At 64.1% G+C, this 19,415-nt stretch carries 21 protein-coding genes, 1 other RNA gene and 1 riboswitch; of the genes, 12 read left to right on the top strand and 10 right to left on the bottom strand.

Annotated elements, in window-relative coordinates; translation table 11 throughout:
- Positions 1-61: 61 nt before the first annotated feature.
- From F7R11_RS14445 to F7R11_RS14435, 3 genes are all read left to right on the top strand, one after another.
- Complete coding sequence (locus F7R11_RS14445) at positions 62-958, top strand: LysR family transcriptional regulator (RefSeq protein ID WP_064804622.1); 897 nt, start codon at positions 62-64, stop codon at positions 956-958.
- 29 nt (positions 959-987) lie between these two features.
- The gene (locus tag F7R11_RS14440) at positions 988-1,392 is read left to right on the top strand and encodes a 5-carboxymethyl-2-hydroxymuconate Delta-isomerase (protein ID WP_021195670.1); all 405 of its coding nucleotides are present in this window, start codon (positions 988-990) and stop codon (positions 1,390-1,392) included.
- Between the two features lie 200 nt (positions 1,393-1,592).
- A complete protein-coding gene (locus tag F7R11_RS14435) occupies positions 1,593-2,360 on the top strand; it encodes a hypothetical protein (protein ID WP_064804620.1) in 768 nt (255 codons plus the stop codon).
- Positions 2,361-2,386: 26 nt separating this feature from the next.
- Here F7R11_RS14435 and F7R11_RS14430 read toward each other — a convergent pair whose 3' ends face one another.
- The 3 genes from F7R11_RS14430 to lptF are packed head-to-tail and all read right to left on the bottom strand — an operon-like array spanning position 2,387 to position 5,090.
- A complete protein-coding gene (locus tag F7R11_RS14430; RefSeq protein WP_064804618.1) occupies positions 2,387-2,767 on the bottom strand; it encodes a sirohydrochlorin chelatase in 381 nt (126 codons plus the stop codon).
- A complete protein-coding gene (gene lptG, locus F7R11_RS14425) occupies positions 2,767-3,960 on the bottom strand; it encodes an LPS export ABC transporter permease LptG (protein WP_064804616.1) in 1,194 nt (397 codons plus the stop codon). The genes F7R11_RS14430 and lptG overlap by 1 nt, the downstream gene beginning before the upstream one ends.
- Positions 3,960-5,090 carry an LPS export ABC transporter permease LptF gene (lptF, locus tag F7R11_RS14420; protein WP_064804614.1) on the bottom strand — a complete coding sequence of 377 codons (1,131 nt, stop codon included), beginning with the start codon at positions 5,088-5,090 and terminating at the stop codon, positions 3,960-3,962. The genes lptG and lptF overlap by 1 nt, the downstream gene beginning before the upstream one ends.
- A gap of 136 nt (positions 5,091-5,226) precedes the next feature.
- Here lptF and F7R11_RS14415 point away from each other — a divergent pair, with 136 nt between their 5' ends.
- From F7R11_RS14415 to F7R11_RS14405, 3 genes are read left to right on the top strand one after another with little or no spacing between them, the layout of a single operon-like run.
- The gene (locus F7R11_RS14415) at positions 5,227-6,735 is read left to right on the top strand and encodes a leucyl aminopeptidase (protein WP_064804612.1); all 1,509 of its coding nucleotides are present in this window, start codon (positions 5,227-5,229) and stop codon (positions 6,733-6,735) included.
- A gap of 22 nt (positions 6,736-6,757) precedes the next feature.
- Positions 6,758-7,186, top strand: coding sequence for a DNA polymerase III subunit chi (locus tag F7R11_RS14410; RefSeq protein ID WP_064804609.1), 429 nt, complete (start codon positions 6,758-6,760; stop codon positions 7,184-7,186).
- Positions 7,183-7,608 (top strand): DUF2486 family protein, encoded by a 426-nt coding sequence (locus F7R11_RS14405; protein ID WP_064804607.1) that lies wholly within the window; start codon positions 7,183-7,185, stop codon positions 7,606-7,608. The genes F7R11_RS14410 and F7R11_RS14405 overlap by 4 nt, the downstream gene beginning before the upstream one ends.
- Positions 7,609-7,631: 23 nt before the next feature.
- Here the strand turns inward: F7R11_RS14405 and F7R11_RS14400 are convergent, their stop codons facing one another.
- Complete coding sequence (locus tag F7R11_RS14400; RefSeq protein ID WP_064804606.1) at positions 7,632-8,108, bottom strand: DUF2938 domain-containing protein; 477 nt, start codon at positions 8,106-8,108, stop codon at positions 7,632-7,634.
- A gap of 56 nt (positions 8,109-8,164) precedes the next feature.
- A complete protein-coding gene (gene ilvD, locus F7R11_RS14395; RefSeq protein ID WP_064804605.1) occupies positions 8,165-9,838 on the bottom strand; it encodes a dihydroxy-acid dehydratase in 1,674 nt (557 codons plus the stop codon).
- 128 nt (positions 9,839-9,966) lie between these two features.
- On the opposite strand from ilvD, the gene F7R11_RS14390 reads away from it, so the two are divergent.
- Complete coding sequence (locus F7R11_RS14390) at positions 9,967-10,911, top strand: LysR family transcriptional regulator (protein ID WP_021195660.1); 945 nt, start codon at positions 9,967-9,969, stop codon at positions 10,909-10,911.
- 12 nt (positions 10,912-10,923) lie between these two features.
- Entirely contained in the window at positions 10,924-11,838 is a 915-nt protein-coding gene (lgt, locus tag F7R11_RS14385) for a prolipoprotein diacylglyceryl transferase (RefSeq protein ID WP_064804604.1), read from the top strand.
- A 64-nt stretch (positions 11,839-11,902) separates the two neighbouring features.
- On the opposite strand, the gene F7R11_RS14380 is transcribed toward lgt, so the two are convergent.
- The 5 genes from F7R11_RS14380 to F7R11_RS14360 all read right to left on the bottom strand — a co-directional run bounded on the left by F7R11_RS14380 (position 11,903) and on the right by F7R11_RS14360 (position 14,396).
- Positions 11,903-12,616 (bottom strand): SIMPL domain-containing protein, encoded by a 714-nt coding sequence (locus F7R11_RS14380; RefSeq protein ID WP_064804602.1) that lies wholly within the window; start codon positions 12,614-12,616, stop codon positions 11,903-11,905.
- A 94-nt stretch (positions 12,617-12,710) separates the two neighbouring features.
- A complete protein-coding gene (locus F7R11_RS14375; protein WP_064804600.1) occupies positions 12,711-13,181 on the bottom strand; it encodes an EVE domain-containing protein in 471 nt (156 codons plus the stop codon).
- 140 nt (positions 13,182-13,321) lie between these two features.
- Positions 13,322-13,542, bottom strand: a non-coding RNA gene (gene ssrS, locus F7R11_RS14370) — 6S RNA.
- A 222-nt stretch (positions 13,543-13,764) separates the two neighbouring features.
- Positions 13,765-14,082, bottom strand: coding sequence for a cell division protein ZapA (locus F7R11_RS14365; protein ID WP_021195656.1), 318 nt, complete (start codon positions 14,080-14,082; stop codon positions 13,765-13,767).
- A gap of 2 nt (positions 14,083-14,084) precedes the next feature.
- On the bottom strand, positions 14,085-14,396 hold the full coding sequence (locus F7R11_RS14360; protein ID WP_021195655.1) for a hypothetical protein: 312 nt from the start codon (positions 14,394-14,396) through the stop codon (positions 14,085-14,087).
- Positions 14,397-14,561: 165 nt separating this feature from the next.
- A riboswitch (cobalamin riboswitch) is annotated at positions 14,562-14,814 on the top strand.
- 240 nt (positions 14,815-15,054) lie between these two features.
- Between F7R11_RS14360 and F7R11_RS14355 the strand changes: the two genes are divergently transcribed.
- From F7R11_RS14355 to cobO, 4 genes are read left to right on the top strand one after another with little or no spacing between them, the layout of a single operon-like run.
- Positions 15,055-16,941 (top strand): TonB-dependent receptor plug domain-containing protein, encoded by a 1,887-nt coding sequence (locus F7R11_RS14355; RefSeq protein ID WP_064804598.1) that lies wholly within the window; start codon positions 15,055-15,057, stop codon positions 16,939-16,941.
- 10 nt (positions 16,942-16,951) lie between these two features.
- Positions 16,952-17,959, top strand: a complete 1,008-nt coding sequence (locus F7R11_RS14350) for a FecCD family ABC transporter permease (protein ID WP_064804596.1) — start codon at positions 16,952-16,954, stop codon at positions 17,957-17,959.
- Positions 17,956-18,795, top strand: a complete 840-nt coding sequence (locus F7R11_RS14345) for an ABC transporter ATP-binding protein (protein WP_064804594.1) — start codon at positions 17,956-17,958, stop codon at positions 18,793-18,795. Before F7R11_RS14350 ends, F7R11_RS14345 begins: the two co-directional genes overlap by 4 nt.
- Entirely contained in the window at positions 18,773-19,405 is a 633-nt protein-coding gene (gene cobO / locus F7R11_RS14340; RefSeq protein ID WP_390624421.1) for a cob(I)yrinic acid a,c-diamide adenosyltransferase, read from the top strand. The genes F7R11_RS14345 and cobO overlap by 23 nt, the downstream gene beginning before the upstream one ends.
- Positions 19,406-19,415 lie beyond the last annotated feature (10 nt).

Here is a 19,415-nt window from a genome sequence, read left to right as displayed (position 1 = left end):
TCGCTTAAGATGAATCCAATTCAATTTGTTCACAGAAAACATAACGATTGGGAATGTCGTCATGCTTGAAGAGATGCGTACCTTCGTGTTGCTGGCACAGACCGGATCGATCGCCCGCGTGGCCGAGCACCTGCCGCTCACACAGCCGGCCGTCACCAAGCAGATCCAGCGGCTGGAGCGCGCGCTCGATACCGTGCTGTTCGACCGGCGCGTCAAACCGTTCCGGCTCACCGCCGAGGGCGAGGCGGTGCTGGCGCGCTGCCGCACCATCGTTGGTGAATTCGAGGCGCTGCGCAGTGCCGTGCGTGCCACCGGCGAGCCCGAGGGCGCGCTGCGTGTGGGTGTCAGCCATGCGGTGAGCGATGCGCGGTTTGCGCGCCTGTTGTCGAGGCTGCGATTGCGCTATCCGGGCGTGTCATTCCGTCTGAGCTGCGAGTGGGGTGGCGTACTGCGCGATCGCCTGAAGCGCGCCGAGCTGGACGTCGCGCTGTGGCTGGCGCCGGCCAACGTGCGTGGCATCCATGCCGATGCGGACATCCGCGTGATCGGCACGGAGCCCGTCAGCCTGATTGCCGCGCCCTCGCGCAAGTTGCCGCCGACGTTGTCGATGGCGCAAGTCACGGAGGAAGCCTGGGTGCTGAACCCGGCCGGCTGTGAGATGCGGGCGTGGCTGCTGGGTCGCTATGAGGCCGATCGCTTGACGCCGAATGTGGCCGCTGAAGTGCAATCCGTGCCGCTGCAGCATGCGCTGGTGGCGGAGGGCTTTGGGCTCGGGTTCGCACCCGTGCGGCTGATCGGGCCGCAGCTTGCCGAGGGCGTGCTGTCGGCGCACAAGCTCACCTCGGCCCCATCGGAATGGGATGTCTGCGTGCAGCGTGCGCCGTCACTCGGGCGGCTGGCGCGGGTAGTGGATGCGCTCGAATCGGCGATGTCCACCGAGGCTGCGGCGGCGCGTTAATCACCTAACCCCTTCTTCGGACGCCTGCGATGCCGCACGTCATCATCGAGTACACCGCCAACGTTGAAGTTGATGCGCGCATTCCCGAGCTGATGCGCCTGCTCAACGGCGTGCTGATCGGCCATGCCGATGTGTTTCCGACCGGCGGCATCCGCACACGCGCGCTACGCCTGGACCAGTACCGCATGGCAGACGGCGCCGCGGACGATGCCTTCATTCACGTGGTATTCCGCATCAAGGCCGGTCGGCCCAAGGCTGTGACGGGGCTGATCTGCGCGGAATTGTTCGCTGCCCTGCGCGCGCATCTGGCCGACGTGTTTGCACGCCGCTATCTCGGGTTGACGCTGGAGTTAGAGGAGTTTGACACCCACGGTTTCCACGTTGAAAACAACGTGCACGCGCGCTTTGCGCAGCTCGAGCCCGAGGGCGGCTAAACGGGGTTGTGTGAGACGTGGCGAAAGCTTGGTGAGACACCCGCACCAATCGCACGCACCGCGCGCCTGCGCGCTTGAGCGAGCAGGGTTGCCATGGGAGTATCCACGCCGCCTCCGCCCGAGTGCGGGATCTCCAGCCCCATGCCATGCCTGCTACCCATTCGTCGAATCAACCATCCGCCGTGCGTCTCGGGGCGTGGATGCCCGTCGTCGCAGTGCTTGCCACGCTGGCCGCGTGCGGGGGTGGCGAGGACAGTGCGAGCGCCGCATCGGCCCCGCGCATCATGAGCGGCACCGTGGCGATGGGCGATCTTCTGTCGGGTGCCCAAGTCAAGGTGACCGATGCCCAGGGCAGGACGCTGAGCACGGTCACCGACAGCACGGGTCACTACGAGATTCCGCTGACCGGGTTGACGGCCCCGTTGCTGGTCACCGCAGACGACGCCAGCGGCGACGATCCGACGCTCTATTCGGTGCTACCTGAATTGCCGGCCAATGAGGATGAGGCGATCGTGAATGTATCGATCCTGACGTCGGCCCTGGTGGCGGAACTGAGCGAACACGATGATCCTGCCGAGCTGGCGTCGCCGCAGATGCTGACCCGGCGTGTGACCCCGATCAGCGTCAACGCTGGTGTTGCCAGGCTGAACCATCAACTTTCACCGATCCTGGCTGCCGCGGGCGAGAACGCCGCGTCATACAGCCCCATTCATCAGCGGTATCTGACCGCGCCGACGCCCGCGGGCGTCTTCGGGGATCTCTTGAAGCAGGTGACGCCGACGATCGGCTCGGCCGTCGGGCAACTGCTCCCATACATGCGCTGTCAGGGAGGCGTGATGCCAAGGTATGCAACGCGTGTCGATTTCGGTCGCGCTGTGGTGGATCTGACCTCGCTGATGCCGATCATTGGGAGTATCAACCCCCAAGGGGCTTGCGGCACCGGCGGGGGCGCTCTCCTGCCGCCCTGAAGGGAGGCGTGCCGGCGGACGGCAGATCAGGTTGGCGAGGTGAGCTGCCGTACACAATAGCTGGCAATCGCGTCGAGCACGGCGTCGTCTTCACCGACGGCATCGGCACAACGGATGGAGAGGGCGGGGTGGGCCTGTGCGCAGCGCTCGATCAGCGCCGGCAGATCCCGCCGCAAGTGGCCGCCCTGGCCAAAGAACACCGGCACGATGGTGATGTGCTGCACACCGGCGGCAGCGAGTTCGTCGATCGTGCCCGGCAGATCGGGCGTCATTAGCTCAAGAAAGGCAAGGCGGACGTCGACATCGGGTTGCTGAGCAGCGAGGCGCGTGTGCAGCCGGTCGAACGGCTCGCGCCAGCGGGCATCGCGCGCGCCATGCGCAAACAGCACGAGTGCGCGCGCGGTCATCAGTGACGCTCCACCCAGCGTAGCGCCACCAGCGCGAATGCCAGATACAGGGCGCCTGGCACAATGGCCGTGAAAATGGCTGGCCACGTATTGAGCAGCCCTACGTGTGAGAACAGGTTGTTCACCAGCTGGAACGACAGCCCCAGCATGATCCCGCCGAACACCTTCAGACCGACGGCGCCGGCGCGTGCGTGCAGGTAGGCGAAGGGCAGGGCCAGCGCCATCATCACCAGCACGGTGAACGGGTAGACCACCTTCTTCCACAGCGCGATCTCGTAGCGCTGTGAATCCTGTTTGTTGTCACGCAGATGGCGGATGTACTGGAACAGATCCAGCGTGGCCATGCGGTCAGGCGTGACCATCAGCACCGACAGCAACTGCGGCGTGAGCTCTGAGCGCATCTCCTGTTGCGGCACCGTGGTCTGCTCGCCACGGAATTCCGGCGCCAGTGCATCGGGTGCGCCGGGTGCGGCCTGCACGTTGTCCTGCGGCGTGGCGGCAACTGCCTTGCGCGGGAATTCAATGAAGCGCGTCTCGGTCACGTTGCTCAACTGCCAGTTCTGGTGACCTTCATACCGCGCCTGCTGCGCCACGCGAATCGTGCTCAGACGGTAGTCCGAGTCGAATTCATAGATGCGCAGGCCCTGGATGGACTGGTCTGCCTGCAGCGCGCCCACGTTGATGAAGCGCGTCACCTCGCCGCCACTGCCATCCGGCTTGGCCGGGCCGCGGTCCTTGACCCACACGCCCGAGCGGAAGCCGGCTGACACCGTGGCGCCCAGCGCTTCAAGTCGCACCTTCTGCGCGTACTGTTCCGCCTTCGGGCCGATGAACTCGCCGAAGATGTACGTCACCAGCGCCAGCGGCAGCGCAATCTTGAACAGCGACATCAGCGCGCGCCGCGTATCCAGCCCAGCCACGCGAAAGATCGTGAACTCCGACTGGCTCGCCATCTGCGAGAACACGTAGATGGCACTGATGAGCGCGGCCACCGGAATCACTTCATACACACGCGTGGGCGCCTGCAGCATCACGTGGAAGAACGCGATGAGCGTGGTGTAGCGGCCCATGACCGAGCCCAGCTCGCCCAGCATGTCGAAGAAGATGAACAGCGCCAGCACCGCAAACAGGATGAAGATGAACACGCCGTAGATCTGGCGTGCGAAGTATTTTTCGTAGACCGGCATCTTCATCATGCGCCCGCCTTGCTGGAGGCCGATTTCGGTGCAAAGCCGAGCAGGGCGGAAATGCCCTTTAGGCCGGCCGCGCTGTAGTGGCGGAAGCGGAACAACAACACTGCGCAGATGAAGGCTGCCAGGTGGATCGGCCACCAGGCCATGAACACGTTCATCTTGCCCTGCGAGACCCAGGCTTGCGACAGGTTCAGCAGGTTGGAATACGTCAGATAGATCAGCACGGCGAAGATCATCGGCGTGTAGCGGCCCAGGCGCGGGTTGACGTAGGCCAGCGGAATGGCGATCAGCACGAAGTTCAGCGCCAGCAGGGGCAGGCCGATGCGCCAGACCAGTTCGCCCAGGTTTTCGGGCGTCGGGTTGGCAAGCAGGTCCTGGGTGGGGCGGCTCTTGGTGGGCTGGTTGGCATCTGCCTCAGGCGGCTTGTTGGCCACCTTCACACCGTACTTGTCGAACTCGACGATACGGTAGTCGAGCTGGCCGGGCGTGCCTTCATAGCGGCGGCCCGTGTCGAGCACGACGTAGCGATCGCCGTTGGGCATGGTCTTGAACTCGCCGGTCTTGGCCAGCGCCACGCCGATCTTGTCCTGCGCGGCATTCGCCACGAACAGGTTGCGGGCGTGTTTCATGCCCGAGTCCACGCCTTCGATGAAGAGCACGTAGTTGCCGTGCGCGGGCTCGATGAAGCGGCCGGCAGAGATCATCGACAGCACGTCGCGTTGCTCGAACCGGTCACGGAACAGTGCGCTCTGCTGGTTGGCCCACGGCCAGCCGAACAGTGCCAGCAGCGCCACCAGCACGATGAACGGCAGCGAGAAGCGCAGCACCGGGCGGATGAAGTCGGTCAGGCTGATACCCGAGGTGAACCACACCACCATCTCGGAATCCTTGTACCAGCGCGTGAGCACCAGCAGCACTGAGATGAAGAGGGTGGCGCACAGGAGAATGGCAAGGTAGCCCAGCGTAGCCAGGCCGATGAGCAGCAGGACGTCGTTCGGATTGGCTTCACCATTGGCGGCCATGCCGAGAATGCGGATCACCAGGGTGGTCAGCATGAACGTCAGCAGCACGAGGAAGACGGCGCCGGCGGTAAAGGACAGCTCGCGTCGCAGGGCTTGTTCGAAAATCATGCGGATGCGGGAAGGGAGGGCGAGGTCTTGGCCACGGTTGGGACGATGTACACCCCATTGGGGTTCCATCGGAGCCCCCGCGCAAAATCGCGGATAATGTGGGCTTTCGTTGACTCGCCTCATAGAGAGAAGCGCGATGGAATTTAGCACAAAAGCCCTGGACTGGGCCAAAGCGGGCGCCCTGGCGGCCAAGAGCGATTGCCTCGTGATCGGTCTGTTCGAGTCGCAGACCCTGGCTGGCGCCGCCAAGGCGCTGGACGTGGCGACCAAGGGCCTGGTCGGCCGCTTGATCAAGCTGGGCGACTTTGAAGGCAAGCGCGGCACCTCGCTGCTGCTGCACGAGGTGGCCGGCGTGGGCGCCGCCCGCGTGTTGCTGGTCGGCCTGGGCAAGGAAGCCGACTTCACCGACCGCGCCTACGCTGAAGCCGTGCGCACCGCACTGCGCGCGCTGGCCGGCACCAAGGCCGCCAACGTGACGTGGACGCTGACCGAGCACACCGCCCGTGACAAGGACACCGCCTGGGCCGTGCTGACCGCTGTTTCGCTCATCCGCGAAACCAGCTACCGCTTCATCGAGCGCCATCCGGCGCTCAAGAGCAAGGGCGACAAGAGCGGCACCAGCCTGCGCAAGGTCGTGCTGGCTGTGCCGGCCGCCGATGCCAAGGTCGCCAGCGTGGCCGCCGCCCGCGGCACTGCCATCGCCAACGGCATGGACCTGACGCGTGACCTGGGCAACCTGCCGTCCAACATCTGCACGCCGACGTACCTGGCCAACACCGCGCGCCAGATCGCCAAGGAATTCAAGCTCAAGGTCGAAGTGCTCGGCCGCAAGCAGATCGAAGCCCTGAAGATGGGCGCCTTCCTGGCCGTGACCAAGGGCAGCGAAGAGCCGCCTCAGTTCATCGTGCTGCGCTACGAGGGCGGCCCGGCCAAGCAGGCGCCCGTGGTGCTGGTTGGCAAGGGCATCACGTTTGATACGGGTGGCATCTCGCTCAAGCCGGGCGAGGGCATGGACGAGATGAAGTACGACATGTGCGGCGCGGCCTCGGTGCTGGGCACGCTGCGTGCCGTGGCCGAAATGGGCCTCAAGCAGAACGTCATTGCCGTGGTGCCGACCTGCGAGAACATGCCCAGCGGCATCGCCACCAAGCCGGGCGACGTGGTCACCAGCATGTCGGGCCAGACCATCGAGATCCTGAATACAGACGCCGAAGGCCGCCTGATCCTGTGTGATGCGCTGACCTACGTGGAGCGCTTCAAGCCGGCCGTGGTGATCGACGTGGCAACGCTCACGGGCGCCTGCATCATCGCGCTTGGTCACATCAACACCGGCATGTACGCCCGCAGCGATGCGCTGGCGGATTCGCTGATCGCGGCCGGCAAGCAATCGCTCGACACCGCTTGGCGCATGCCGCTGGACGAGGAATACCAGGAACAGCTCAAGTCCAATTTTGCCGACATGGGCAACATCGGCGGCCGCCCGGCTGGCAGCGTGACGGCGGCCTGCTTCCTGGCGCGCTTCACCGAGAAGTACGACTGGGCGCACCTGGACATCGCCGGTACGGCCTGGAAGAGCGGTGCGGCCAAGGGCGCCACCGGTCGCCCGGTGCCGTTGCTGACGCGCTTCCTGATGGACCGCGGTTGATTCATCTGAGGCGAAGCACCGTATGACCCGCGTCGATTTTCACAGCAACGTGCCCGGCAAGCTGGCCTATGCCTGCCGGCTCGTGCGCAAGGCTTACGGCGCGGGCCAGAAGGTGATCGTGGTCGGAGATCAGGCGGCACTGCAAGCGTTCGACACGCAGTTGTGGACGTTCAGCGCGCTCGATTTCCTGCCGCACTGCGGCCTGCGACACGCGCTGGCCGACCAGACCCCCATCTTGCTGGCCGACATCTCCGAGCCGCTGGACGACGCCCCGCATCACGACATTCTTGTCAATCTGTCGAGCGAGCCGCCGCCGCTGTTTGCGCGCTTCGAGCGGCTGATCGAAATCGTCGGTGATGACGATGCCGACCGCGCCGCCGCGCGCGACCGCTTCCGTTTCTACCGCGATCGGGGTTATCCAATCCAACATCACGACGTGGGGCGCGCATGACCGACGGCCGCAACTCTGGGTCCCCCGCGGACAACAACATCCCCGTTCTGACGGAGATCGTCGAACTGGAGGATGCTGAAGCGGTGGTCGCTTCGGCGGCTACGCCATCACCAGTTGTTGCCCCTGCTGCACCAGCCGTGCCGCCTGTCTTGCGCGAGCAGGGCCTGGCGCCCACCCCCGCCCTGCCGCCGGCCGGTACCGATGCTGCGCGTGTGATGGGGCACGTGATGTGGCGCTTCCAGACTGAATGGCCGACGCTGATCGAGGCGCAATGTCGCGCGGCGCTGGAATCGCGTCTCTCGCTGCTGACCGAACAACTGGCTGCCGATCTCACGCGCACGCTGGAAGCCCGTCTGATGGACTGGCTGGGTGCTGCGCTGGACGATGCGTTGGCCGACCAGCGCAAGCCGCCGTCGCGCTAAGCAACGTCTAACGGCACGCGGACCTACTGAGCAAGTCGCGCCACGCCATACAAGCCGACCGCGAAGACGCTGTGGCTCACGATGCTCAGACAGCGGATCTGCGTGGCGTTGGCACGCTTGGAGACCGCCCAGCCCGCTCCCATGCCCGGGTGCAGCAGAAACCAGCCCGGCAGGATCGTCACCATGCCGAATATCCAGGCCGGCAGTAAAGCCGGTGCGACCAGCCAACCGGGCGCGATCAAGACCAGGATGATGGCGTAGGCGATGCCGATGGCGTAGTGACAGAACCAGCCGAACGCCAGTTCATGCGCGTAAGGTCTGGCGAGGGCAATTTCGTCGTGGAAGACCTTACCGGTGCGCAGGTGCCAGAACCAGCGCCCCACGAGCGCCCAGTTCGTCATCGGCTGCCCGAATACGCGGTGCAGCGTGTAGATCCAGAAATCCATGAGAGCGGTTGCCCCAATGCCGATCAGCACGGCGGCGCTCGTCGTGTTCCACATGATGTCGGGAGGGAGGCGCCGTCCCCGTGTGCAGCCTGGGGACGGCGGTTACCGGATCAGTCCGTCACGGCACCCTTGCTGGCCGGCGCGGCCAGCTTTGCAAACTTCGCCAGCACACCACGCGTATAGCGCGGCGCGGGTTGCTTCCACGCGGCACGGCGGCGGGCGAGTTCATCGTCGGGCACGTTCAGTTGCAGCAGGCGCTGGTGCGCGTCGATGGTGATCGAATCACCCTCGTGCACCAGGCCAATCGTGCCGCCCACATACGCTTCCGGTGCGACGTGGCCGACCACCATGCCCCACGTGCCACCCGAGAAACGCCCATCGGTGATAAAGCCCACCGACTCGCCCAGGCCCTTGCCGATGATGGCCGAGGTCGGTGCCAGCATCTCTGGCATACCCGGGCCCCCTTTGGGCCCCAGATAGCGCAGCACGAGGATGTCGCCGGCCTTGATCTGGTCCCCCAGGATGGCGCTCATCGCGCTCTGCTCATCGTCGAACACGCGCGCCGGACCGGTGATGACCGGGTTTTTCAGGCCGGTGATCTTTGCGACGGCACCTTCCTCGGCCAGGTTGCCCTTCAGGATGGCGAGATGGCCTTCCTTATAGAGCGCCTTCTCAATCGGCAGGATCACGTTCTGGTCCGCACGCGGTTGGTCAGGCACGTTGGCGAGTTCTTCGGCGAGCGTCTTGCCAGTGATAGTGATGCAGTCCCCGTGCAGCAGGCCGGCGTTGAGCAGAAGCTTCATCACCTGCGGGATGCCACCAGCGGCGTGCAGGTCGGTCGCCACGTACTGGCCCGACGGCTTGAGGTTGCAGATCACGGGTACGCGCTGACGCACGCGCTCGAAATCATCGATGGTCCATTCCACTTCCGCCGCGTGCGCAATCGCCAGGTAGTGCAGCACCGCATTGGTCGAGCCGCCAGTGGCCATGATCACCGCCACGGCGTTCTCGATGGACTTGCGCGTGATGATGTCGCGCGGCTTCAGGTCGCGGCGCACAGCTTCGACCAGTACACGCGCAGATTCGGCCGCGCTGTCGACCTTCTCCTGGTCCGGGTTCGCCATCGTCGACGAATACAGCAGCGACATGCCCAGCGCCTCGAACGACGAACTCATCGTGTTGGCCGTGTACATGCCGCCGCATGAGCCAGAGCTCGGACAGGCGTTCTTTTCGATGCCCTCGAAGTCTTCATCGCTCATGCGGCCGGCGGTGAATTCGCCCACGGCCTCGAATGACGAGACGATGGTCAGGTCCTTGCCCTTCCAGTGACCGGGCTTGATGGTGCCGCCGTACACGTAGATGCCCGGCACGTTGGTGCGGGCCAGGGCGATCATGCCGCCCGGCATGTTCTTGTCGCAGCCGCCGATGACGACCACGCCGTCCATCCACTGGCCGTTGACGCAGGTCTCGATGCAGTCGGCAATCACCTCGCGCGAGATCAGCGAGAACTTCATGCCCTCGGTGCCCATCGACATGCCGTCGGAGATGGTGGGGGTGCCGAAGATCTGCGGGTTGGCCTTGGCTTCCTTCACGGCAGTGACTGCCGCATCGGCCAGCTTCTGCAGGCCTGAGTTGCACGGCGTGATGGTCGAATGGCCGTTCGCCACGCCAATCATCGGGTTGTTGAAGTCGTCTTTCGTGTAGCCCAGCGCGTAGTACATCGAGCGGTTGGGCGAGCGCGCCACGCCCTGGGTGATGTGCTGGGAACGCTTGTTGTCTGGCATGGGAGTCTCCGTGGGGGCGGGAATGTCGTTATAGGAAACAGCGTGGCGCCCAGCATGCGCTTGGACAAAAGGCGCGTCAAATATATTATTGAGCGGTTATTGAGTCGAAAAAACTATCAATCGACGATATGGATTTGCGCCAACTTCGTTATTTCGTGACGGTTGCCGAGGAGCTGCATTTCGGCCGCGCAGCCGAGCGTCTGTCGATGACGCAGCCGCCGCTGTCGCAGCAGATCCGTGCGCTGGAGGAGGAACTGGGCGTCACGCTGTTCCACCGCACGCAGCGCTCGGTGGCGCTCACGCCGGTAGGCGCGCGCTGGCTGGTCGAGGTGCGACGCGTGCTGGCCGAGGCGGGCGCACTCCCCGCGCTGGCGCAGAGGCTTGCGCGCGGGGAGGTGGGTTCGCTGTCGCTGTCTTTCGTCAGTACGGCCGACTACGGCATCCTGCCTGCCGTGCTGCGGCACTTCCGTGACGCACGCCCAGATGTGCAGTTCCAGTTGCGTGAAGCCACCAGCGATGTGCAGATCGAAGCGCTTCTGGCCGACGAGGTGGATGCGGGCATAGTGATTGCGCATCACGCAGGCTCGGTCCCCGGCGAGCTGGAGTATCGCCCCTTGGTGCGGGAGCGCTTGGTGCTGGCGGTGCCCACATCGCGTGCAGAAAAGTGGGGTGTCGCGCCCGGCCAGCCCTTTGCGCTGGCCGATGCAGCAGCCGAGCCGCTCATCATCTTCCCGCGGCGGTCTGCGCCTGCGCTGTATGACATCATTACCGGCTATCATGCCGCGCACGGTGGCCGGCCTGGAGAAACTGGGGCCGCCACGCGCATCGGCCAGGAAGCCATCCAGATGCAGACCATCGTCAGCCTCGTCTCTGCCGAGATGGGCGTCGCGCTGGTGCCCGCATCGCTATGCAACCTGCAGCGGACTGGCGTGGTCTATCTCGAACTCGCCGCGCCCAGCCCGTTCATCGAAACCGGGTTGGTATGGCGGCGCGATGCAGCCTCGCCGGTGCTGCCGTGGTTCGTGGCCAGCGCCGAGGCCGTCGCCAAGCTGCACAAAGACAACTCAACCTGAACCCCAGGATTCATGCTCATCCATCCGCAATTCGATCCCGTCGCCCTGCATCTGGGGCCGCTCGCCATCCGCTGGTACGGCCTGATGTATCTGGCGGCGTTCATCATGTTCCTGTGGTTCGGCCGGCTGCGTACGCGCCAGCCACACATCGCCGCCGAGGGCTGGAGCGGCCGCGACCTCGACGACATGCTGTTCTACGGCGTGCTGGGCGTGATCCTGGGCGGGCGTCTGGGCTACGTGCTGTTCTACAAGGCCGACTGGTACTTCGCCCACCCGCTCGACATCTTCAAGGTGTGGGAGGGCGGCATGGCCTTCCACGGAGGGTTCCTGGGCGTGGTCGTGGCGATGATGGTGTATGCCCGCATGCGCGGCCGCTCGTGGATGCAGGTGACCGATTTCATCGCGCCGATGGTGCCGTGCGGACTCGCTGCGGGGCGCTTGGGCAACTTCATCAACGGTGAACTGTGGGGCCGTGTGGCCTCGCCCAATCTGCCGTGGGCGATGATGTTCCCGCAGGCGCAGGGTGAAGACCGTGAGTGGTTGCTCTCGCACGCACAACAGGCGCTCACCAGCGGCGTGCAGGCCGTATTCGACCAGTACCACATGCTGCCGCGTCATCCGTCGCAGCTCTACCAGTTCGCGGGCGAGGGCGTGCTGTTCTTCATCCTGCTGTGGCTGTACGCGCGCAAGCCGCGGCCGATGGGCGCGGTGTCGGGCGCCTTCCTGCTCGGCTATGGCGTGTTCCGCTTCCTCGCCGAGTTTGCGCGTGAGCCGGACAACTTCCTCGGCCTGCTGGCGGCGAACCTGTCGATGGGGCAATGGCTGTCGCTGCCGATGATCCTGGCAGGGATTGCGATGCTGGCGTGGGCGTATCGACGTAATGACCGCGCCGGCAGCAACGGCGCGAAAACCCAGGCACACGCCTGAGGCCACATCGGCGCAAAGACAAAGCCACCGCAAGCGGTGGCTTTTTTCATGGCTGGCGGATGTGTTACTTCAGCATCTGCACGGCGCCGGAGACGGTCACCGTCACTTGCGCCTTGCCGCCCTCGATGGGCACCGGTGCCGAATCGAACGAAGCCGGTGCGGCCGCCATGCGCATCATCGGACGCGGGCCCGGGTTGTTGCTGCCTTCGCTCACGTGCACGTCGCGGATCGTGTAGCTCGTGTAGCCAAACAGCTTGGTGGTTGCCAATGCCTTGTCGCGGAATGAGGCAACGGCTTGGTCGATCAGCTTGGTCTCAGCCGCCGTGCGCGCCTCGCGCGAGAGCGTGAAGTTCACGTTCTGCACCTGCATCTGGTTGGCCAGTTGACCGGCCAGTTTGGAGGCTGCAGCAAAGTCCTTCGACGTGATGCGCACTTCGGCATGGCCGCGCCAGGTGCTGATTTTGCCGTCACGATTGGTATTCGGGTAGATGTTGAAGCCGCCGGTTTCTGCCTGCACGCCGGACGTCCGCTTGGCCTGGGCGATCACCTCGTCGGCCTTGCGCGAGAGTGCCGTGGAGATTGCACCCGGGTCCGCGCCTTCCTGTTCGGCACCCAGCGTGAGGGTGACGGTGTCGGTCGGCACTTCGGTCACGGCCTGTGCATCCAGCGACAGTACGCCTGAATGCGCGCCCGAATAATTCGTCTCAGGTGCGGCTTGTGCGAAAGCAGTCGTCATCATTGCGGTCCCCAGAATGGTTGCGGCCAGGACAGATTTCATTGTGTTCTCCCAAAAAAGCAATGTGATGCGTCTGACCGGCTACAACGCGCATCGTTCATCACGTTTGTAACAATTCCCAACCGTTGCGTGCCATTTACTCAGGATCACGCATCAATTTGGTGGTGATGTAGCGCCATTGTGCGGGCGTGACCGGCGTGATCGACAGGCGATTGCCGCGCTGGAGTACGGTCATGTCGGCGAGTTGCTCTTGTGCGCGCAGCGTGGGTAGATCAATGAGCGCACATTTGCGCACGAACTTCACGTCAACCAGCATCCAGCGCGGTGCCTCGGGTTTGGAGGCGGGATCGTGGTAGTGGCTTTTGGCGTCGAACTGCGTGGGATCGGGGTAGCTGGTCGAACAGACCTCCGCCAGCCCAGCGATACCCGGCTGCGGGCAGGACGAATGGTAGAACAGCACGCCATCGCCGATGCGCATGCGGTCGCGCATGAAGTTGCGCGCCTGATAATTGCGTACGCCAGTCCAGGGCAGGGTGCCCTCGGTGTGCAGTGTGTCGATGCTGGCCTCGTCGGGCTCGGACTTCATCAACCAGTATTGGGCGGCCATCGGGTTGGGCGTACGGAAGTGACGGTGTGCGCAGCATAGCAATAGCGCCATGGCCTTGCTATTGGCGATGCACCACCGAATGCACAAAGGAAACGCGCAAAGAAAAAGGCGGTAGCGCACATGTGCACTACCGCCTTTGTTGGGTCCCCACCTTGGCCGCTAGACCCGCATCCTGAACCCAAGTGAGGTTCAGAGTGGCAGCGGAAGCCGCATTTTGGGTACATCACCGGCACAGGGAGCACACGACTTGCGTCGCACGCTATGCGCTGGAAGACGCGCTCGCCCACACGGCATATCCCGCACCAAGCAAATGCTTATCGGTTCAAGGAATTAATGGCCATGGCGAACCAGGCAGGGAAACTGTCAGACGCATCACCACGGTGTGGTGCATGTTTTTGACGACATGGCGATGCGTCTGAGAGATTCATCGCGAGCAACCGGCTTGTGAGTCTGTAGTCGCTAAAGCCTTATGGTGTAAGGGTTTGCGGGAGACTGCCGGCAGCCATTGGGTGACACTATACACCCGTTCGCATCCGAACCCAAGCCCGGATGCGATCCGGTTACAAACACGTTTTGTATTGAGTCAAATGACCTCGCCATACTGGCGCAGGGCCTCGTCTGCGCGGGCGTTCAGGTCGGCCAGCTTGGCGCGAATGGTGTCGATCGGCAGGGCGGAATCGGAGGCGGCCTGGCGCTGCATCGACAGCAAATCCGACGCGATGCTGATGGCGGCCATGACGGCAACGCGCTCGATGCCCTTGGTGCTCGAGCCGTTCTTGATGCGCGTCATCTGGTTGTCGACCATGGCGGCGGCTTCACGCAGTGCGGCTTCGTTGTCGGGAGAAACGGCAAACTTGTAGGCTTGGCCCGCAATGTTCACTTCAATTTGCTTGCTGCTCATGCTTAGGTCTCCGAGTGCGGGGCAGTGGCGGCATCCTCGCCGGCGGCCTGGCCAAGGAGGTCAAGCTGGCGGGCGTCGGTGGCCGTCGGCAGCTTGTCGAGAATCGACTGGATGCGCAGTTGCGCTTCTTCGATCTTGGCATTGAGCACGCTGCGATCGGCCACCATGGCGTCGCGCTCGGTCTTGGAGACCTCGGCTTCCGCGGTAAGCCGTTCGACTTCAGCGCGCAGGCGCTGGTTCTCGGCGGCAAGCGCATCGGCGTGACGCAGCACGCGCGCAATCTTGTCGGCAAGGCGTTCGAGTTCGTTCAGCATCGGTTGTCAATCAGAATCGAGTGGGGGGATTTTAGCCCATCATGTCAATTGCGCCTGTCCTCCATACGGATGCGCAGTCGCGCTGAAGTCCACAGGCGGCGGCCAGGGCACAACAGCTTTTCCCGTCTTTTCCCGTCTTTTGGCGCGATGGTGGGTATTTGACGGTAAACTCGCTGCCGTCCTGGTGCCCGCAGCACCATCTGCAGTTAAACGGGAAGCAGGGAGCGCCGCCCCACAAGCGATGCGCCAACCTGCGCTGCCCCCGCAACGGTAAGCGAACGTCGCGTGTGCCCGCCATCTCTCGCAAGAAGAGGAGGGCACCGCGCGGTCTGTCCAACCAGCCACTGTTTCTTCGGGAATGGGAAGGCGGACAGGCCGCTTCGCCAGCCCGGATACCGGCCAGGACGGTGGATCTCAGCGAACCGGTCCACGATCCTACTGCGCGGCCCGATCTTGGCCCTGTGATACTCGCCGTACCCACGTACGGCTGCGTTTCTCGGGCCAACCTCGGACCGCTCGCTACGGATCGTGGACCGGTTCTGAGCCGATGTGAGGGAACCGCATCGAGATCCTGCTGCCAGCGACCCGCGGGGGAACGGGTCCGGCTGACGCTTCTTGTCTTTTCAACATGAGCTTGACTACAAAGCGGCCACTCCGGATGCCCCGGACGGCCAAGCGCACGCTTGCCAGCGTGCTGACGGGGGTCATGGCGGGTGCTGTTGCACCGGCCTGGGCACAAAGCAATACACAGATGGCGAGCACGCCGGTGGGCGAACTGAATCCGACGGTGGTGACTGCTTCGCGCAGCGAGCAGCCCTTGTCGGATGCGTTGCCGCATACCACGGTCATCACGCGCGCTGACATTGAGCGCTCGCAAGCGCCGGATGCGGTGAGCCTGCTGCGCCGCGAGGCCGGCATCGAAATCGCCCAGAACGGCGGCCCTGGCACCAATGCCAGCCTGTTCATGCGCGGCGCTGGCTCCAACCAGACGCTGATCCTGATTGACGGTGTACGTGTGAGTTCCGGCACATCGGGCAGTGCGCAGATCTCGCAGTTGATGGCCGACCAGATCGACCACATTGAAGTCGTGCGCGGCAACGTGTCTGCGCTGTATGGCTCGGATGCGATTGGTGGCGTGGTGCAGATTTTCACGCGTAACGGCCGCGGCCATGGCCTGCTGGGCAATGCCGAGATCGAGTACGGCGCGCGCAACACCAAGCGTGCGCAGGCGGGCATCAGCGGGTCGCTGGGCGAGAACGGTGATACGTCGTTTGCGGTGTCGGTGTCGGAGTTCAAGACCAACGGCTTCTCGACCATCAACCCGCTGCAGGCACCGAAGGCCAACCCGAACGACAACTACTACACGAACAAGAGCGTGTCGGCGCAGTTGTCACATCGGTTCTCCGCGGACTGGCAGGCGGGGCTGACGTACTTCCAGACCTGGGGCGATGTCAGCTACGACAACGCCTTCGGCAAGCCAACCGACATCAACATCGCACACAACGTGGTGCGCTCGATGTCTGCCTTTGTGGATGGCAAGGTGACGCAGGACTGGAAGACGCGTTTCACGCTTTCGCAGGGCGATGACCGCAGCCTGAACTTCACCAACGGCGTGCTGCAGGTGCCTGCGCGTTTCAATACGCGTAACCAGACCGCAAGCTGGCAGAACGATTGGACCTTCATGCCCGATCAACTGCTCAAGGTGGGCCTGGAGCATCTGCAGACGAGCATCGACAGCGATGCCTACAACGTGCCCACGCGCAATGTCGATTCCGGCTACATCGGCTACGAGGGCAAGTTCGGTCCGCACCAGTTGCAGCTGAACCTGCGTCGTGACCGCTACTCGGACTTCGGCGGTGCCAACAGCTACTACGCTGGTTACGGTTTCGCTTTCAACCCGCAGTGGAAGGCCGTGGCGAGCGTGAGCAATGCTTTCCGTGCACCGACATTCAACGAGCTGTACTACCCGTTCTACGGCACCCCCAACCTGCAGCCTGAGAAGGCCCGCTCGGTGGAAGGCGGCGTGGAGTACAGCAGCGCGATCGGCCTGGTGCGCGTGACGGTGTTCGAGACCGACTACAGCAACCTGATCACGTCGGTGTGCGATGCGTCGTTCAACTGCACGGCGGCCAACGTCAACCGTGCGCGCGTGAACGGGCTGGAGACCTCGTATCGGGGTTCGATCTATGGCGTGGACCTGCGTGCCAGCTTTACCATGCAGAACCCGCAGGACTTGTCGGCCAACCAGTTGCTGTCGCGCCGCGCGCGGCACTTCGGCAGCGTGTCGGCCTACAAGACCTTCGGGCCGTTCTCGGCGGGTGTTGAGTGGAATGCGGCGGGCGACCGTCAGGATTCGACCAAGACGCTCGGCGGCTATGGCCTGCTGAACCTGGTCGGCCGCTACCAGATCACGCCGGATTGGGCACTATCGGCACGCCTTGAGAACGTGACGAACAAGAACTACCAGTTGATCTATCCGTACAACACGGCATCGCGTGGGGTGTTCTTCACGCTGTCGTGGCAACAGCACGAGCCAAAGAAGTAAGGAAACGCGGATGACACCTGCGCTGCCCGTACGCGGTTTTGCCTGGCGACTGTGGTCGCTGCTGGCGCTCGCGTGCGTGGTGGTGCTGATGGCGTCCTTGATGCTCGGCAGCGTGAAGCTGTCGCCCGCCGAAGTCTGGCGGGCTCTGATTGGCGGTGGCGATAGCTTGGCTGCAGGCATCGTCACCGAATTACGCCTACCGCGTGCGGGCGCTGCGTTTGCTGCTGGCGGGCTGTTGGCTTTTGCCGGTGCGTTGATGCAGATGTTGCTGCGTAATCCGTTGGCCGATCCGTATGTGCTGGGAGTGTCCGGCGGCGGAGCGGTGGCGGCGTTGACGGCCATGTTGTTCTCGATGCCGTGGTGGGGGGTGCAGGTAAGCGCCTGCGGGGGCGCACTGCTCTCGATGGCATTGGTGGCCGCGCTTGCGCGCCAGCACCTGTGGCGTGGTGAACCTGGCGAGGCCAATGCACGCTTGCTGCTCGGCGGCGTGGTGATGGCCTCTGGCTGGGTCGGGCTGATTACCCTCATTCTGACGGTCGCGCCCGAGAACAAGCTGCGCGGCATGATCTTCTGGATGGTTGGCGACCTGGGTGGTGCCGATCGTTATTTTGGCGCGCTGACCGCTCTAGCGGTGGCGGTGGTGGTGGTGCTACCGCATGCGCGTGACCTCAACGTATTACTGACCGGCGAGACGCGCGCCCGCGCGCTGGGCGTGCCGGTCGCACGCGTGCGCACACTGATCTACGTGGTGGCCTCGTTGTGCACAGCGGTGGCCGTGACGATTGCCGGCTCTGTCGCGTTTGTTGGCTTGCTGGTGCCGCACATGGTGCGCCTGGCGTGGACGCGCGACGTGCGCATCCACCTTCCCGCTACGGTACTGGCCGGTGGGGGCATGTTGATGCTGGCCGACCTGATCGCCCGCACGCTGATCGCACCGACGCAACTGCCGGTGGGCGTGATCACCACGCTGCTGGGCGTGCCGACATTTCTCTACCTGTTGATGCGGAGCACGCGATGAGCTGGTTGCGCCGCGCCCCTGCTCCGGCTGCGTTTGTAGAGGTCGATGCTGTGCCCGAACTCGCGCTGCGCGATCTGCGTGTGGCCATTGATGGGCGTGTGCTGATCGAGTGCCTGTCGATGACAGCCACCGGCGGGCAGCTCTGGTGCGTGGTCGGCCCGAATGGCGCAGGCAAATCGACGTGGCTCTCGGTGCTGGCCGGTTTGCGCGATGCGGATGGCGGCAGTGTCATGTTGGACGGCCAAGCGCTCGCGGACTGGCCCGCCGCTGCAATGGCGCGCCGCCGCGCGTTCCTGCCGCAAGCGCTGCATGACACGTTCCCGATGACGGTGTATGAGGCGGTCATGACCGGCCGCCATCCGCACCTCGCGCGTTGGGAGTGGGAGAGTGATGCCGATGCACACGCCGTTGATGCGGCAGTATCTGCGCTGCAGTTGCAGCCGCTTGCACAGCGCGATGTGCGCACGCTCTCCGGCGGCGAGCGCCAGCGTGTGGCCATGGCAGCCGTGTTTGCGCAAGACGCGCGTGTCCTCATGCTCGACGAACCCGTTGCGCATCTGGACCTGCACCAGCAGATCGCCGTGCTTCGCCTGCTGCGCGAAGGTTGTCGCAACCACGGTTGGCTGGTTGTACTGACGGTGCACGATCTGAACCTCGCGCGTCGCTTCGCCACGCACGCACTTCTGATGGATGGCGAAGGCCACACCAATGCAGGCCTTGCTGCCGACGTGCTTACCCCCGAACACTGCGCCCGCGTGCTGCGCACCCCGATTGCCGAGGTGGCGGATGGCCGCCGCACGGCCTTGATTCCCGATGACCCTGATGACGACTTCTGACGACAACGACAGCGGCCTGAACGAGCGCCACCGCACACGCATGCAACGCAAGAAGGCCGTGGTGGACGCCAAGATTGCCGCAGCCACCGACGTGCGCGGTGTGTTGCTGGTCAACACCGGCAACGGCAAGGGCAAATCCAGCTCCGGCTTTGGCATGGTGATCCGCGCCATGGGGCACGACATGCAGGTTGGCGTCGTGCAATTCATCAAGGGTGCGATCCCGACCGGCGAGGAGCGCTTCCTGCGCCGTTTCCCCGAGCAATGCGAGTTCTACGTGATGGGCGAAGGCTACACGTGGGAGACGCAGGATCGCACGCGTGACATTGAAAAGGCAGAAGCTGCCTGGGCCTGCGCGCGTGAACTGTTGAGCGACCCGTCCATCGGCCTGGTGCTGTTGGATGAACTGAACATCGCGCTCAAATACCACTATCTTGATGTGCAGACAGTGCTGGCCGACTTGCGTGCGCGGCCGGCTGCGCAGCACGTCGTCATTACCGGACGCGGGGCGCCGCCCGAGTTGATCGAAGCCGCCGATACCGTGACCGACATGACACTCGTCAAGCACGCATTTTCCCAAGGCATCCAGGCGCAGCCGGGTGTCGAACTGTAGGCCTTGTGGG

The sequence above is a fragment of the Ralstonia insidiosa genome, from assembly GCF_008801405.1.
Classification (GTDB): domain Bacteria; phylum Pseudomonadota; class Gammaproteobacteria; order Burkholderiales; family Burkholderiaceae; genus Ralstonia; species Ralstonia insidiosa.
Note: the sequence above shows the minus strand (reverse complement) of the source record. Positions and strands in the feature narration are given on the sequence as shown.

Excerpts from the sequence above, each read along its gene's own strand:
- cobO (WP_390624421.1), top strand. The coding sequence starts at position 18,773 with ATGACCCTGATGACGACTTCTGACGACAACGACAGCGGCCTGAACGAG.
- F7R11_RS14380 (WP_064804602.1), bottom strand. The coding sequence starts at position 12,616 with ATGAAATCTGTCCTGGCCGCAACCATTCTGGGGACCGCAATGATGACG.
- F7R11_RS14365 (WP_021195656.1), bottom strand. The coding sequence starts at position 14,082 with ATGAGCAGCAAGCAAATTGAAGTGAACATTGCGGGCCAAGCCTACAAG.
- lptG (WP_064804616.1), bottom strand. The coding sequence starts at position 3,960 with ATGAAGATGCCGGTCTACGAAAAATACTTCGCACGCCAGATCTACGGC.
- F7R11_RS14410 (WP_064804609.1), top strand. The coding sequence starts at position 6,758 with ATGACCCGCGTCGATTTTCACAGCAACGTGCCCGGCAAGCTGGCCTAT.
- F7R11_RS14405 (WP_064804607.1), top strand. The coding sequence starts at position 7,183 with ATGACCGACGGCCGCAACTCTGGGTCCCCCGCGGACAACAACATCCCC.
- F7R11_RS14350 (WP_064804596.1), top strand. The coding sequence starts at position 16,952 with ATGACACCTGCGCTGCCCGTACGCGGTTTTGCCTGGCGACTGTGGTCG.
- lptF (WP_064804614.1), bottom strand. The coding sequence starts at position 5,090 with ATGATTTTCGAACAAGCCCTGCGACGCGAGCTGTCCTTTACCGCCGGC.
- F7R11_RS14440 (WP_021195670.1), top strand. The coding sequence starts at position 988 with ATGCCGCACGTCATCATCGAGTACACCGCCAACGTTGAAGTTGATGCG.
- F7R11_RS14360 (WP_021195655.1), bottom strand. The coding sequence starts at position 14,396 with ATGCTGAACGAACTCGAACGCCTTGCCGACAAGATTGCGCGCGTGCTG.
- F7R11_RS14345 (WP_064804594.1), top strand. The coding sequence starts at position 17,956 with ATGAGCTGGTTGCGCCGCGCCCCTGCTCCGGCTGCGTTTGTAGAGGTC.
- F7R11_RS14390 (WP_021195660.1), top strand. The coding sequence starts at position 9,967 with ATGGATTTGCGCCAACTTCGTTATTTCGTGACGGTTGCCGAGGAGCTG.
- lgt (WP_064804604.1), top strand. The coding sequence starts at position 10,924 with ATGCTCATCCATCCGCAATTCGATCCCGTCGCCCTGCATCTGGGGCCG.
- ilvD (WP_064804605.1), bottom strand. The coding sequence starts at position 9,838 with ATGCCAGACAACAAGCGTTCCCAGCACATCACCCAGGGCGTGGCGCGC.
- F7R11_RS14445 (WP_064804622.1), top strand. The coding sequence starts at position 62 with ATGCTTGAAGAGATGCGTACCTTCGTGTTGCTGGCACAGACCGGATCG.
- F7R11_RS14435 (WP_064804620.1), top strand. The coding sequence starts at position 1,593 with ATGCCCGTCGTCGCAGTGCTTGCCACGCTGGCCGCGTGCGGGGGTGGC.
- F7R11_RS14375 (WP_064804600.1), bottom strand. The coding sequence starts at position 13,181 with ATGGCCGCCCAATACTGGTTGATGAAGTCCGAGCCCGACGAGGCCAGC.
- F7R11_RS14400 (WP_064804606.1), bottom strand. The coding sequence starts at position 8,108 with ATGTGGAACACGACGAGCGCCGCCGTGCTGATCGGCATTGGGGCAACC.
- F7R11_RS14415 (WP_064804612.1), top strand. The coding sequence starts at position 5,227 with ATGGAATTTAGCACAAAAGCCCTGGACTGGGCCAAAGCGGGCGCCCTG.
- F7R11_RS14430 (WP_064804618.1), bottom strand. The coding sequence starts at position 2,767 with ATGACCGCGCGCGCACTCGTGCTGTTTGCGCATGGCGCGCGCGATGCC.
- F7R11_RS14355 (WP_064804598.1), top strand. The coding sequence starts at position 15,055 with ATGCCCCGGACGGCCAAGCGCACGCTTGCCAGCGTGCTGACGGGGGTC.